This window comes from Myxococcus sp. RHSTA-1-4, from assembly GCF_020037125.1.
In the GTDB taxonomy this organism is placed as follows: domain Bacteria; phylum Myxococcota; class Myxococcia; order Myxococcales; family Myxococcaceae; genus Myxococcus.
In genome coordinates, this window is sequence record NZ_JAIQDG010000051.1 from 43,666 (window position 1) to 58,796 (window position 15,131).

General features: G+C 71.6%; 7 protein-coding genes and 1 pseudogene. 2 read left to right on the forward strand and 6 right to left on the reverse strand.

Annotated features, from left to right (window positions below; genetic code table 11):
- Nucleotides 1–12: 12 nt before the first annotated feature.
- From K8638_RS41125 to K8638_RS41140, 4 genes are read right to left on the reverse strand one after another with little or no spacing between them, the layout of a single operon-like run.
- Entirely contained in the window at nucleotides 13–6,570 is a 6,558-nt protein-coding gene (locus K8638_RS41125) for a type I polyketide synthase (RefSeq protein WP_223760241.1), read from the reverse strand.
- Complete coding sequence (locus K8638_RS41130; RefSeq protein WP_223760242.1) at nucleotides 6,567–8,267, reverse strand: 2-oxo acid dehydrogenase subunit E2; 1,701 nt, start codon at nucleotides 8,265–8,267, stop codon at nucleotides 6,567–6,569. Before K8638_RS41130 ends, K8638_RS41125 begins: the two co-directional genes overlap by 4 nt.
- On the reverse strand, nucleotides 8,267–9,235 hold the full coding sequence (locus K8638_RS41135) for an alpha-ketoacid dehydrogenase subunit beta (RefSeq protein WP_225938024.1): 969 nt from the start codon (nucleotides 9,233–9,235) through the stop codon (nucleotides 8,267–8,269). Before K8638_RS41135 ends, K8638_RS41130 begins: the two co-directional genes overlap by 1 nt.
- A 5-nt stretch (nucleotides 9,236–9,240) precedes the next feature.
- Complete coding sequence (locus K8638_RS41140; RefSeq protein WP_223760244.1) at nucleotides 9,241–10,323, reverse strand: thiamine pyrophosphate-dependent enzyme; 1,083 nt, start codon at nucleotides 10,321–10,323, stop codon at nucleotides 9,241–9,243.
- A gap of 278 nt (nucleotides 10,324–10,601) precedes the next feature.
- Here K8638_RS41140 and K8638_RS41145 point away from each other — a divergent pair, with 278 nt between their 5' ends.
- Nucleotides 10,602–11,387: a thioesterase II family protein gene (locus tag K8638_RS41145; protein ID WP_223760245.1), complete on the forward strand. Its 786-nt coding sequence runs from the start codon at nucleotides 10,602–10,604 to the stop codon at nucleotides 11,385–11,387.
- 143 nt (nucleotides 11,388–11,530) lie between these two features.
- Here the strand turns inward: K8638_RS41145 and K8638_RS41150 are convergent, their stop codons facing one another.
- Complete coding sequence (locus K8638_RS41150) at nucleotides 11,531–12,469, reverse strand: DUF2381 family protein (protein WP_223760246.1); 939 nt, start codon at nucleotides 12,467–12,469, stop codon at nucleotides 11,531–11,533.
- A gap of 106 nt (nucleotides 12,470–12,575) precedes the next feature.
- Complete coding sequence (locus K8638_RS41155; RefSeq protein WP_223760247.1) at nucleotides 12,576–14,558, reverse strand: serine/threonine-protein kinase; 1,983 nt, start codon at nucleotides 14,556–14,558, stop codon at nucleotides 12,576–12,578.
- 239 nt (nucleotides 14,559–14,797) lie between these two features.
- On the opposite strand from K8638_RS41155, the pseudogene K8638_RS41160 reads away from it, so the two are divergent.
- Nucleotides 14,798–15,131, forward strand: a pseudogene (locus K8638_RS41160) (hypothetical protein); the annotation flags it as partial.

Sequence of the window (15,131 nt, forward strand, 5' to 3'; positions counted from 1 at the left end):
TCTCCTGATGATTCATGGGAGGAGCAGCTTCTCGGCGAGGCGAGCGGCCAGTTCGTCCTCGGAGAGCTGATCCAGTTCCTGCTCGATGCGTTGCAGCTCGTCCGCTGCTGGGGTGGCCTCGACCGGAGCAGCCGCCTCTGGCTCCGAGGCCAACCCCAGCCGCTCGAGCAGGTGCTCGGCCAGCGCTGCCGTGTGGGTGTACGTGAAGAGGAGCGCCGCCGAGAGCTTCAGGCCGATGCCCGCCTCGATCCGGTTGCGAAGCTCCAGGCTCATCAGCGAGTCGACGCCGATGCTCTTGAACGGCGCGGTGCGATCGATGCGAGAGGCGGGAATCCGCAGCACCCGCCCGAGCTGCTCGCGGAGGTGTCCCTCCAGGATTTCGAGCCGCCCGGCCGGAGGCGCCACCTCCAGCGCCTGCCGCAGGGACGCCCCCTCCGCCGAGCCGGCGCGCGGCGCCTCGGACTCCCGAGGCAGCTCCGCGAAGAAGGGGACGCTGGCGGTGCGCGGGTAGAACTCGAACCACTGCCGCGCATCGAAGCGCAGCACGCCCACCACCGGGCGCGGGCGTTCGAGCAGCCGCGCGAGCGCGGCGACCCCCTCCACCGGAGAGAGGCTCCCGACGCCGCGGTAGGAGAGCCGGTCGCCGCGGACGTCCGCCGCCGCCGCGAGGCCCACCTCGGAGAAGGCCCCCCACTGGATGCTCATCGCCGGCAGGCCCAGGCTCCGCCGCTGCTCCGCGAGGGCGTCCATGAAGGCATTCGCCGCCGCGTAGTTCCCCTGCCCCGGCGAGCCGAGCAGCACCGCGGCGGACGAGTACATGACGAAGAAGTCCAGCGGCTCGCCCAGCGTGCGCGCGTGCAGGTTCCAGGTGCCCTGCACCTTGGGAGCGGCGACCTTTCGGAAGTGCGCGTCCGAGAGCTCCAGCAGGGTGTGGTCATCCAGGAGCCCCGCCGCGTGCACGATGCCGCGCAGCGGCGGCAGGTGCGCCCGGAGCTCCGAGAGGAGACGTCCCACGTCCTCCTCCCGGGAGACGTCCGCCGCGGCGACATGGACGCGAGCCCCCGCCGCCTCCAGGGCCCGAATCGCCTCCCCGGCCCGCGCCGGCGGCGCGTTGCGGCCCACGAGCGCGAGGTGCCGGGCACCCCGCTCCACCAGCCAGCGCGCCACCGCCAACCCCAGTCCTCCGAGGCCCCCGGTGATGAGGTAGCTGGCGTCCGCGCGAATGCCCAGGGCATCCGCTTCCACGGGAGCGATGCGCGCCTCCGGATCCTTCATGGAGACGGCGAGCTTCCCGATGTGCTTCGCCTGCGCCATGTAGCGGAAGGCGCCCTCGGCGTCCGACGCGGGGAAGACCCGCACCGGCAGGGGCTCGAAGGTGCCGTCCTCGACGCGCTGCATGACCTCCGCGAACAGCGAGGCGAACAGCTCCGGCCGGGCCTCCGACATCCCCATCAGGTCGATGGAGCTGTACGAGAGGCTCTTGCGGAACGGCGACAGGCCCAGCCGGACATCGTCGTAGATGTCCCGCTTGCCCAGCTCGAGGAAGCGGCCGTAGGGGGCGAGCACCTCCAGGCTCTTCACCAGCGCCTCGCCGGTGAGCGAGTTCAGGACCAGGTCGACGCCCCGGCCGCCCGTTGCCCGCATCACCTCGTCCGCGAACGCGAGCGAGCGCGAGTCCATGACGTGCTCGACGCCCATCGAGCGAAGGAAGGCGCGCTTCTCCTCGCTGCCCGCGGTCGCGAAGACCTCGAGCCCGAGCGCGCGGGCAATCTGGAGCGCCGCGAGCCCCGTTCCACCGGACGCGGAGTGGATGAGGATCCGCTCGCCACGGCGAGCCCTGCCCAGGTGGTGCACCGCGTACCAGGCGGTCATGAACACGCCCGGGAAGGTGGCGGCCTGCGCGAAGTCGAGCCGCGCGGGCTTGGGGGCCACGAAGCGCGCGGGCGCCCTCACATGGGTGGAGAAGCACGACGGCGCGAGGGCGACCACCTCCTGGCCAGGCGTGAACCCCGAGACGCCCTCCCCGAGCGCGACAATCCGGCCAGCGCACTCGGCGCCCAGGGCGACCGGGCCGGGAGGCAGGCCGGGGTAGATGCCCATGGCCTTCATCACGTCGATGAAGTTGAGCGCGGAGGCCTCGACCTCGATCTCCACCTCGCCGGGCCCGGGCCGCGTCCGGCGCGCCTCGCGCAGCACGAGGCGTTCGAGCACGCCCGGCTCCGGCAGCTCGAGGCGGAACGGGCGTCCGGCCGCCGGCTCCAGGCCCATGGATGTCCCGGTCGCGGCTCCGGCCTCGAAGCCGCTCCGGGTGAAGCGGGCCACGTAGCGGCCGTCGCGCAGGGCCACCTGGTCCTCAGGCCCCTTCGCGACCAGCTCGCGCAGCAGGAGCGCCGCGTCGCGGGCGTCCGGCGCCGCGGCCAGGTCGACGCGAGTGCACTCCAGCTCGGGGTGCTCCGTCGCGATTGTCTGCCCCAGGCCCCAGAGCGGTGCCTGGGAGGGTGCCACCGCCTCGCCCTCCACCACCGCCCGCGCGCCGCGAGTGACGAGCACGAGCCGCGGCACGTCTCTCCAGCCCTGCCGTACGAGCGCCTGCGCCAGATACGTGGCACTGACGCTTCCGCGCGCGAGGTCCGCGTCCAGCGTCGCCGGGGCCGTCGCCTCGAAGGCCGCGGCGTCGATGCTGAAGAGGTGGACGACGCCCTGGCACCGCCCCTCGTCCCCGAAGGACTCCCGCAGGAGCCGCCGGTAGTCCTCCGGCGCCGCGGGGTTGATTCGATAGAGGTCCGGCTCGACGCGCTCGTAGGCGCTGCCCGCGAAGACGCGCACGCAAGCCCCGCCGCGCGCACGCAGGAGCGACTGGAGCTCCGTGCCCAATCCACCGCGGTCCGCGAACACGAGCCATGCACCGCTCGCGGGCGCCTCCCGTGCGGGTGGCTCGGGCAGAGGCTCCGTCCGCCGCCAGGCGACCGTGAAGACGCACCCGTCGAGCGCATCCCGCGCCGCGCCGCCTCCGTCGAGCCGGCGAGCGCGCATCCCCTCCAACTCCGCCAGGACGTTCCCGTCCTCGTCCAGCAGCCAGACATCGAAGGAGCGCTCCGGGTCGCCCGAGCCCTCACCCGCGCGGGCCCTCACCCGCACCTGGAGTTCGCGGCCGGGCCGCCCGAGCAGCCGCACCCGCTCGATGCCCACCGGGACGAAGGGGTCCTTGGAGTCCGCGGAGGCCATCAGCGCCACGGAAGCCTGGAGGCAGGCATCCAGGAGCGCGGGGTGGAGCCAGTACGTGCCGGGCTCGGCGGCCACCTGCTCGGGTAGCCGCACACGCCCCAGCACTTCACCCTCGCCCAGCCACAGTTGCCGCAGTCCGCGGAACGTGGGGCCGTACCCGAGGCCCAGCGTCTCCATGCGCCGGTAGTGCGCTTCGGAGGAGATGGACTCACCCTCTCCCTTCCGAGGCTCCACGGCACGCGCCGGGGGACGGCCCTCCTCCAGGCGCAGCCGCCCCATCGCGTGCGTGCGCCAGGTGGCCTCATCCTCCGCGCGGCTCGCGATCTGGAAGGAGGCCCGGCCCGAGCCCTCCTCCGTCAGCGCGAGTTGCACCCGCCGCACCGCCCCCGGAGCGAGGGACAGCATCTCCCGGAAGGAGACGCCTTCGAGCACGAGGCCCGCCTCGCCGAGCACCTCCGCGCCAGCGGCGAGGGCCATTTCGACATACCCCGCGCCGGGGAAGACGGCCTCCCCCTGCACACGGTGATCGGCGAGGTATGGAAGCGCCTCGGTGCTCAGGCTCCGTTCCCAGAATTGGACGCGAGGCTGCAAGGACGAGGAGAGCGAACCGCCCAGGAGCGGATGGCCTGCCCCTGCCTCGCGGGCCGCGCGCGGGTGCCGCCCGGAAGCCGCTGTCTCCCTGGGAGCGTCAAGCCAGTAGCGCTCCCCCTGCCAGGGGTACGACGGCAGCTCGACGGGGCGGCCGGCGTCCGGGTACAGCCGGCTCCAGTCGACGGGATGGCCGTGGACGTACAGCGCCGCGAACGACTCCAGGAGGGTTCGCCGCTCGTCGGCCTGCCGCCGCAGCGACGCCAGCGCGAGCCCACTCCGCTTCGCATCCTCCAGCGTCTCCTGGATGGGCGCGAGCAGGACGGGATGCGGGCTCACCTCGATGAATACCGCGTGGCCATCCTCCAGGAGCCGCTCGATGGCGCCATGGAACAGCACCGGCTCGCGCAGGTTGCGCACCCAGTAGGACGCGGTGAAGTCACTTCCGTCCCCGGTCTCCCCCGTCACGGTGGAGTAGATGGGAACCGGCGCGCTCCCGGGGGAGACGCCCTCCAGCGCGAGCAGGAGCTCCTCCTTCAGCGGCTCCATCCGCGGGCTGTGGGAGGCCACGTCCACCTTCACCCGGCGGCAGAAGACGCCCCTGCCCTCCAGGTGCCGCAGCAGTTCCTCCAGCGCCGAGGTGTCACCCGAGATGACCGTCGAGCGGGGGCTGTTGCTCACGCCAATGGACAGCCGCGTCTCGTACCCGGCGAGCACTTCCCGGGCCTGCTCCAGGCCGAGCTCCACCACGGCCATGGCGCCCTGCCCGCTCACGCGGCGCAGCAGGTGGCTGCGACGGCAGATGATGCGCGCGGCATCCTCCAGGCTCAGCGCGCCCGCTACATGCGCCGCGGCCACCTCGCCCATGCTGTGGCCCACCACCGCGTCGGGCTCGATGCCCCACGCGCGCCACAGCGCGGCCAGCGCCACCTGCATCGCGAAGAGCACCGGCTGGACGACATCGATTTCCCGCAGGCGCGAGCGCGACTCATCCGCGCCAAGCTCCTCCACGAGCGACCACTCGACATGTGGCCGCATCGCCCGCTCACACGCCTCGATGGCCTCCCGGAAGACGGGCTCCTCGCGCAGGAGCTGGCGCCCCATGCCGAGCCACTGCGAGCCCTGCCCCGGGAAGACGAAGGCGACCCGGGGAGACTCCTCCTCGAAGCTCACCTGCCGCCGCACCACGCCGGGGTGGAGCTCCCCTCGGGTGAAGGCCTGGAGCGCCTCGACCATGTCCCGCCGCGAGCTCCCCACCACCGCCAGACGGTGCGGGTGATGGCTCCGCCGCACGCTCGCGGCATGGGTGATGTCCCGGAGCGGCCCCTCTCCCGCCGCATCGCCCAGCAGGGCGCCATGAGCCCCCGCGAGCGCCGTGAGCGCCTCGGGGCTCCGTGCGGACAGGGGCAGCAGCAGCGGGCGCCCCTCCCCTTCGTGAGCCACGAACCCGGACTTGGGACGCGGGGCCTCCTCCAGGATGACGTGGGCGTTCGTCCCGCTGATGCCAAAGGAGCTCACCCCCGCGATGCGAGGACCGCGCGAGGTCCACGGCGTCAGCTCGGTGGGCACCTTCAGCGGGAGCTGGCTCCAGGGGACGTGCGGGTTGGGCTGCTTGAAGTGCAGGTGGGGCGGAAGCTCCCCGTGCCGCATCGAGAGGATGACCTTCATCAGGCCGGCCACGCCGGCTGCCGCCTCCAGGTGCCCGATGTTCGTCTTCACCGAGCCGAGCAGGAGCGGCTCCTTGGCGGAGCGCCACTCGCACAGGGCCGCGGAGAGCGCCTCGAGCTCGATGGGGTCTCCGAGCGGAGTGCCCGTGCCGTGGGCCTCGACGTACTGGATGTCTCCCGGCTTCAGGCCCGAGCGCGCGAGGGCCTCCTTGAGCACCGCCTCCTGGGCGAGCCCGTTGGGGGCGGTCAGTCCATTGCTGTGCCCGTCCTGGTTGACGGCCGAGCCGCGCACCACGGCGAGCACGCGGTCTCCATCCCGGAGCGCTTCCGGGAGCCGCTTGAGCACCAGCACACCGCAGCCCTCACCGCGCCCGTAGCCGTCCGCGCTGGCATCGAACGTCTTGCACCGGCCGTCGGCGGAGAGCGCGCCCAGGCCGGAGAAGTAGATGCTCTTGCCCGGGTCCGTGATGACGTTGACGCCGCCCACCAGTGCCAGCTCGCTCTCCCCATCCCGGAGGCTCTGGCAGGCCAGGTGCAACGCGACGAGGGACGACGAGCAGGCCGTGTCCACGGCGATGCTGGGGCCGCGCAGGTCCAGCAGATAGGAGATGCGGCCGGCCGCGACGCTGAAGAGCGAACCCGTGCCCGAGTAGACATCGGACGGGTCCGTGCGGCGCGAGTAGTCGTCCGTGGCGATGCCCACGAAGACGCCGGTCCGGCTCCCCGCGAGCGAGTCGATGGGCTGAAGGGCATGCTCCAGCGCCTCGTACGCCACCTCCAGCAGCAACCGCTGCTGCGGGTCCATGCTGGTGGCCTCTCGCGCGGAGATGCCCCAGAAGCTGGCATCGAACGTGTCCACGCGCTCCAGGAATCCGGCCCGAAGCGCACGGATCTTCCCGGGGACGCTCGGGTTGGCGTCGTGGTACTCGGCCGCATCCCAGCGTTCGGCCGGCACCTCGCGCATGGCATCGACGCCCTCGCGCAGCAGGCGCCAGAAGGACTCGGGGCTGTCCGCGCCGCCGGGGAAGCGGCAGGACATGCCGATGATGGCGATCGGCTCCGAGGACGGACTCCCGGGAACGGATTTCATGAAGCCCTCGATGCGGCGAGCCTCTCGGTGAGCATCGCCACGGCCTGGCTCTCCGGCAGCCCCTTCAGCCGCAGGAGGAACTCACCCGGCGCCTCGGGCGGCCGGGCCTCCTCGCGGGGGCCGGACTCGAGCTGCGCCAGCAGGTACTCGGTGAGCGACGCGAGCGTGGGACGGTTGAAGAGGAGTGTCGCCGGCAGGCCGCGGCCCAGCCCATGGGCCAGCGCATCTCGCAGCGCCACGGCGATGAGCGAGTCCATGCCCAGATCGCGCCACGTCCGCCCTCGCTCCAGGGGCTTCTTCTTCCCTCCCATACGCTTGGAGATCTCCCCCTCGATGAACGCTTCGAGCCGCTGCTTGCGCCGGCGGGCGTCCAGGCCCAGCAGCTCGCGCGCGAGGCTCCCCGGAGCGCCCACGGCCTCGTTCTTCGCACCGGCCCGCACCGGCCGCGCCGTGGACATCTCCTCCGGCTGAGTGCCCGTGATGGCGGGGTCCGCTCGGAAGATGCCGTCCGCGAACGCCTGGAGCGGCTGGGAGAGGTGGCCCGCCACCGAGCGAATGAAGTGGCAGGCGGTGATTCCGTCGATGACGCGGTGGTCGATCGTCAGGGTGACATGGGCCGCCGTGCCCACGCGCAGCTCCCCGTCGATCACGAGCGGCCGGCGGGTCGGACGATGCAGCCCCAGGATGGCCACCTGGGGCACGTTGAGCAGCGGCGTGGCGAGCAACGAGCCCTGGTCTCCGGGGCACGAGATGGTGAACGTGCCGCCGGTGCTCTCCCCCGGGCTCAGCGTCCGGGCCCGGGCCATGGCCCCGAGCTCCTGGACGCGGGCCTCGAGCGCCTGGAGCGACAGCCCGGCGCAGTCGCGGATGACCGGAACAGCCAGCCCCTCCTCGGTGTGGACCGCGATGGCCATGTCGACGCGGTCGTAGATGACGACCTCCTCGGCGGCTTCATCGAAGAGCGCGTTGGCCTCGGGCACCTCGCGGAGCGCGGCGACGACGGCCTGGATGAGGAACGGCACGTAGCCGACCCCCAGCAACTGCTGGAGCATGAGCAGCGTGTCGAAGGAGGCCTCCTCCACCACCGCCACCGAGGGCACGGCCTGGGCCCGGGTGAGGTGCGCGGAGGCCACCCGGCGCAGCCCGCTCAGCGGGACGCGAGCGCGGATGCCCTCCTGGGGCAGGCGCTGCACGGGGGGGACGGCCTCCGGCTTCCGGGCCGGAGCCACGCCAGCGGCCTTCGCCGCCGCGCGCACGTCCTCCTCGGTGATGGCGCCCTCCTTCTGGATGGACTCCAGCGCCACCCCGAGCTGCTCCGCGAGCTTGCGCACCCTCGGCAGGGCCTGGATGGACTTCCGGGCAGGCGCCCGGGTCGCGGCCGGAGGCGCGATGGGCTCCGGGCTCGCGGGCGACGCGGCCGGCTTCCCCCAGGAGCGCAGGAGCTGCTCCGGGTCCTCGCCGGGCTCGCCGATGACGATGAGCGGCGTGCCGACGGAGACCTTCTCCCGCGGGCTCGCGAGCAGCCGCAACGCCACGCCCCTGCCCGGGGCGGGCACCACCACGGTCGCCTTCGCCGTCATCACCTCGAGCATGGGGGCGTCCTCCTCGACGCGCTCCCCTTCGGTGATGAACCAGTGGACGATCTCCGCCTCGGCGACGCCCTCTCCAAGGTCGGGAAGCACGTAGACGAGTCCCATCAGGCCTCCAGGGTGGCGTGGACCGCCGCGAGCACTCGCGCGCTGTCCGGACGGTGGTGGTGCTCGATGCTGAAGTAGGGGTGCGGCACGTCGAAGCCCGTCACCCGCTGGATGGGCGCCTTGAGGTCGTACATGGCGTGCTCCGCGAGGAGCGCGGCGATCTCACTGGCCACGCCACAGGTGCGCGGCGCCTCCTGGATGATGACGACGCGGCCGGTGGCACGGGCGGCGGACAGCAGCCCCTCCTCGTCCAGCGGAGACAGCGTCCTCACATCGCAGACGTGGGCGGAGATGCCCTCCTGGCCCAACGCGTCGGCGGTGGCGGTGGCCACCTCCACCATGGCGCCCCAGGCGATGAGCGTCACGTCCCCGCCCTCGCGCACCGTGCGCACGACACCGAGGGGCGTGACGTGCTCACCGTCGGGGACCTCCCCCCGGAGGTGGCGGTAGAGCTTCTTCGGCTCGAGGAAGATGACGGGGTCGGGGCTGCGCATCGCGGCGGTCAGCAGCCCCTTGGCGTCCGCGGGGGTGGACGGCATGACGACGGTGAGCCCGGGCGTGTGGCAGAAGTAGGCCTCGGGCGAGTCCGAGTGGAGCTCGGGCGCGCGCACGCCGCCTCCGCAGGGCATGCGGATGACCATCGGCATCGGGGCCGTACCCCGGGTGCGCCAGCGGTAGCGGCCCACGTGGGTGATGATCTGGTTGAGCGCCGGGTAGCTGAACGCGTCGAACTGGATCTCACAGACGGGGCGCATTTGGGCGAGGCACAGGCCCACGGCGGAGCCCACGATGCCCGCCTCGGAGACGGGGGTGTCGACGACGCGCTCGGCGCCGAAGCGGGCCTGCAGGCCCTGGGTGACGCGGAACACACCTCCGTTGCGGCCGATGTCCTCGCCCAGGAGCACGAGCTTCGGATTGCGCTCCAGCTCCTCACGCAGCGCGCTGGTGAGGGCGTCCACGAAGAGCATCTCGCTCACGACAACCTCCCGGGGGTCTTGCCCGCCGCCGCGCGGGCGTGGAGCTCCCTCAGGTGCGCCAGGTCACGCTCCATGGCCGGGGTCTTCCTCTCGTAGGCATGGTCGAAGACGAGGCTGGGGTCGGGCGCGGGCAGCGCTTCCGCCTCGGTGATGGCCGCCGCCATCTTCTGCATCCACTCCTCGCGGAACCGCGCCGCCGCCTCGGGCGTCAGCAGGTCGCGCCGCAGGAGGTAGTGCTCGTAGCGCACGAGGCACTCGTTGCGGCGCGCCGCCTCGGCCTCCGTGTCATCCCGGTAGACGCTGGGGTCATCGGGGAAGGCGTGCGCCTGCATGCGGTAGGTGACGCACTCGATGAAGGTGGGCCCACCGCCCGAGCGCGCCCGCTCCGCGGCCTCGGACACCGCGCGATGGACGGCGAGCACGTCGTCTCCGTCCACGCGCACCCCCGGAATGCCATAGCCCGCGGCCTTGTCGGCGAGCGCCTGGGCCCGGGTCTGCCGGTGGAGGGGCGTGCTGATGGCCCACTGGTTGTTGGTGCACAGCAGGATGACGGGCGCGCCCAACACGCCCGCGAGGTTGGCGCCCTCGTGGAACTCGCCCTCGGAGGTCGCCCCATCGCCGAAGAAGGTCAACGCGACGGTGTCACGGCCCTGGAGCCGCTCGCCCCAGGCGAAGCCGACGGCGTGGGGCACCTGGGACGCCACGGGAATGCTGATGGAGCCGAGCCGCCAGGTGTAGGGGTCCCACCAGCCTCGAGGGTGCCCGCGGCACCCGGCGAGCACGTCCGCCGGGGACATGCCCCGCGTCAGGCCCACCTTGTTCTCCCGGTAGGAGGGAAACGCCCAGTCGCTGTCGCGCAGCGCGAGCATCGCTCCCACCTGGATGGCCTCGTGCCCCCAGGAGATGGCCCAGGTGCCGATGCGGCCATGCCGGTGGTAGATGAGCGCGCGCTCGTCGAAGACGCGCAGGTAGAGCATCTGCCGGTACAGCTCGACGGCGAGCCGCTCGTCGATGCCCGGCGGCAGCGGCTCCGCGCCCTCCGTCTCGGGGGAGCCAATGAGCCGCAATGGGGAGACCACTGGAGAGAGGCCGCTCCGAAGAAGGGTCGATGAGCTCACAGCGTTTCCTCACAGAGAGCGCCAGGACGGCGGCATCCAGACGCGGTGTGCGCCTGACCCACCCGCCAAAATGATTTGGAAATCAAATCAGTGTGACTTATAGCGTCCGGACTTCATATTACCGATTCGACGTTTGCCTTCAAGCCAGGACTTAGCAAACAGCACTGACTTCGCCGTCAGGTGCGCCGCGAGCGCCTGTGACACGGGTCTGCAACGCCGGGGAGATGGAGAGACAGCGGATGTTTCCAATGAAGGACGCCGCGGAAGAGTGGCTGATGTTCGGCGGGCAGAAGAAGCCGGCGGCGCGAATGCAGCTCTTCTGCTTCCACCACGCGGGAGGCGGCGCGTCGATGTACCGCAAGTGGGTGGATGCGCTGCCCGAGGAGATTTCTCTTTGCGCCATCCAGCTGCCGGGGCGGGAGTTCCGGCTGCGGGAGCCGTGCTTCACGCGGATGGAGCCGCTCGTCCAGGAGCTGGCGCGCCTGCTGACCCCGCGGCTGGAGCTGCCGTTCGCCTTCTTCGGGCACAGCATGGGGGCGCTGGTGGCCTTCGAGCTGGCGCGGGAGCTGCGCCGGCGCGGAGCGCGCGAGCCGTTCCACCTGGGAGTCTCCGGGCGCATCGCCCCTCAAGTCCGCTCGCGCTTCCGTCCGGCCGCGGAGCTGACGGATGCGCAGCTGATCGAGCGGGTCCGCGAGCTCGGAGGTCTGCCCGAACACATCGCCCGGGAGCCGGAGCTGCTGGCGCTGGTGATGCCGGTCATCCGCGCGGACTACGGCATCGTCGACAACTACACCTGCGCGTCCGAGCCTCCGCTGTCCTGCGCCATCTCCGCGTTCTGGGGGCGAAGCGACATCCTGGCCACGGAGGAGCAGGTCTCAGGGTGGAAGCAGCACACCACCGGCAGGTTCACCGTCCACGACTTCCCGGGCGATCACTTCTTCGTGAACACCGTGTGGCAGGACGTCCAGCGCGCCTTGCGTGAGGACCTGACGCAGGCGTTCCAGCAGGCGGACACGAGGCCGTGAGCGCGCTGGGGCGCGCACGGTGGAGCGAGGCCCTGGCACGTCCTCCTTGGAGTTGCTGTTCCTCTCAATGGTGGCGCCGAGCCCGCTTTGCTTGCCGCGGGCCGTAGTCACTCACGAGGATGAGGCCCGTCAGCGGCTTCACTTCACTTCCCGTCTCCCAGGGGGGCAAAGCCGATGCCGCTCAGGACGAGGGCTCGGCTGCCGCCGTCCTCCGACAGCCACAGCGTCCACGACTCCGGGGACAGCGACTCGTCGGCCTCGGCCTCCACGAAGATTCGTTTCGAATCGTCCGAGGTGACGGGGGACTCCTGCCACACGGAGAGGATCTTCAGGAACTCGCCCTCACTCCCGGCGAGCGACGCGGCCCGCGCCATCCACGGCGCCCCTGGCTCACGGGCCCGCAGGGAAACCTCTACGAGCACCCGGCCTTTGGCTCGGTAGGTGCGCAACTGCATTGCCACGAACGCACTGCCCTGCCATCGGGCAAGCACCTCCGGGAGATTCCGCACGACGACTCCGCCGTCAGTGAGCGCTCCGGAGAGCCGCAGCGCCGTCAGGCCCCCAGGCATGGCCTGAACCCTGGCCAGCGCGTCCTGGCACTGGCGCATGGCGGCCCAGGCCTCTCGTACCTCCCTCGGGACTGACGCCTCCGCACGAGACTCGCGGACCACCTCCACCAGGCGGTCCGCCCTGTCCGCCGTCACCCGCAGGACGAAGTTGGCCATCGGTGGAGCAGCGCCATCTTCGAAGCGCACCGACAGCCGCAGGTGGTCACCTGCCTTCAGCTCACGGGAAGGAACCAGCCGGAGGACGGTCTCCCCCGGCTCCACCCGAGTGAAGGCGTCTGCACGCTCCAACTCCACCTTGAGCCGTCCCGCCGGCTCACGTGCGAGCTTCACGTCGAAGGTGAGCACGGTGGAGACACCAGGACGGATGTGGAGTTCCCGCTCCGCACCGGCCTCGTCGGCACGCAGCTCGATGCGACGGAGGCCCGTCTCGGGTGGAGGCTGCTGCGCGGCGGCGGTGGCGCCCATGCCACACATGAGGATGAGCACCAGCAGGGAGACAGAAGGTAGGCGCACGAGACGGAATCTCCTGGAGGTCACGCCCCTGGCGCCCTCGCGGGCAGCTCCACGCCGCTGATGGCGAAAGGCGGAGGACACGGCCCGGGGGGCGGACAGCGGCATGTCACTTGAAGTGCTTCACCCACCGGACTTTTCCAATCGGCAGGACAATCACCGTGCCGGGCTCCTCTCCCACCCCCCGAAACTCCCAGCCGATTGCGTGATGTCCATCCAGCAACACCATGCAGACGGGGAATCTCCGGCCATCCCTCGTGCGAGCCTCGGTGAACCTCCCGTGAATGCGGCCCTCGGCGAAGAACAGGCGCCCGACCACCGTGGTCCCGTGTCGTGGCAGGGTGCCAATCGCTTCATCGAGTTCCATCACCGCGGCCCCCTCCCGGACGGTGGCCAGACCCGGCTCGATGGGAAAGAGGTTTACGTCCGGAGTCGAGACGCCGGCCTTGCCGAACTGGAGTTCCTTCATGGCGTCCAGTGCGGCCTGCGGGCACTCCTCGGGCGGAGGCCGTGGCTGTCGCAGCGCCGCCAGGGTTCGTGCCGGCTCGGTCTGCTGGGGACCGGCGCAGGCCGCGCCCACGCATGCGGCGGCCGCCGCGGCGCGCACGGCCTCCGGTGTCTTCGAGCGCTTCTTCGCGAGAGGCCTGGAGGGTGTAGAGGTCTTCACGTCGGTGGTGTCCTTGGGCTGGGTCATGGGCGCAGCATCGGTGTTGGCCGGGCTCGCCACCAAGCGTGGAGCCGCGGCCGCCTCCGGCTCCCGCGTCCCTCCAGGAGGGGCCACGGGAGAATCCATCTCCAGGGGCTCGGCTGGCGCCACTGCCCCTCCCCCGCGCCAGGTCGCCAGCAACGCCACGAGGCCGAGCAGCATCAGCATCCCCATCGCCACCGCCCGTCCCTCGCGCGGCAAACGCCCCCGCCCCGCTGCCCCGGCGCTCCGTTCCCAGGGACGCACGGTGCCCGCGCGAACCAGCGTCAGCTCGTGCACGGCCCGGGCCTCTGGGGCCGAGACAGGAAGCAGCATGGCCCCGAAAACCCTCCGTCCGGTCGTCGAGCCGCGTCTGGCCGGCCCACCCTGACGCGGCGCTGGCGTGGCCGGTGGCACGGGCATGTCCGGTATCACCGTGCGCCGCCTGGAGGGCTCCGCCAGCTCCGAGCCCTCTTCCCAGGCGAACACGCGCGCCTCCCAGGCCTGCGCAGAGCCGAGCGCCAGCGCCGCCTCCAGCGCCAGGTGCAGCTCGTGCCCGGAGCCGTGGCGCGCCTGGGGCTTCTTCGCCAGCAGCCGGGCCACGACCTCGCTGAAGGCCGGCGGCACCCGGGGGTTGATGACGGCCACGGGGAGCGGCACATGCGCGGCGATGGCGAGCATCAACAGGTCGCCGGGGAGGTCTGGAGGGAACGGGTAGTGCCCCGTCAGTGCGCGGAAGAGGCACACGCCCAGGGCGTACAGGTCGTCGGTGGGAAGGAACGTGTAACGGGCTCCGGCCTTGCGGTAGTTCAGGCGGTGGAAGTCCACGGCCTCGGGGCTGCGCATGTGCGCGGTGCCCGGAGGCACCACCGTGGAGGTGAGCGTGCTGGCCCCCTCCTGCCGCCCCACGCCGAAGTCGATGAGGATCGGCTGCGAGTCACTCGCGCGGATGAGGATGTGCTCGGGCTTGAGGTCCCGGTGGCGCACACCCCGCGCATGCAGCCAGTCGAGCGTCTGGGCCAGGGTGCTCGCGACGCGCGCCAGCTCGCGCAAGGGCGGGTTGGCGGTCTCCACCCAGGTGTGCAGCGGCAGCCCCTGGACCTCGTCCATGACGAAGTAGAGGTGGGTGCCCGCCACACCCTGCCAGGTTCCCCGGTCGTGGACGCGCACCACGTTCGGGTGCTCCGTACGCGCCAGCAGCGCCTCCTCGCGCTCGGCGCGTGTGTCCGCCGGCCGTAGGGCCAGCTTGAGCGCGTACGTCACCCCGGGGGCGTCCACGGCTTCCACGCGGTACACGACGCCGTAGCTCCCACTCCCCAATCGCGCCAGGACGCACCAGCGGTTCACCCGCGCGCCGGGCTTCAGCTCCCATGGATATGCCCTGCTGTCTTCCGCTGGTCCGGACATGCCCCGCCTCGCCACGAGTCGCGGCCGAACCTAGCAGGTTGTTCGGGTCTCTGCATACCTGGTAGCATGGGCCGGGCGGCTGACATGGCTTGCGCGCGAGCGAGCAGCGGCCGAGCGCGTATTGCAGCTCACCTCGGAGAAGGAGAACCCAGGAGATGGCGAAGGCTGGGGCCCACAAGTGGGAGTTCAAGGCACGGTTCCGACGTCGCGCCTTCGGTTGGAAGTCTCAGCCGGCGCTCATGCGCATCAAGCAGGCTGTCGGTGAGATCAAGCGGATCGCGAAGAAGGAGCCCGCGCTCGCCGCCGAGGGTGCCATCGAGTTCCTGGAGCGCGTCTCGCCTGCGCTCGAGAACGTCGACAGTTCCTCCGGCTCCATCGGCACCACCGTGAACCACGCCATCGCGGAGCTGGTGCCCATCATCGCGAGCGCGCCCGCCGACGCGAAGACGCGCGAAGCCTGGCTCGAGCGGCTGTTCGAGGCACATCAGGCCGACCAGATCCCGTACATCGAGCTCCTCGCCGACCACTGGGGCGAGCTGTGCGCGTCGAAAGAGGTCGCGTCCGCGTGGGCGG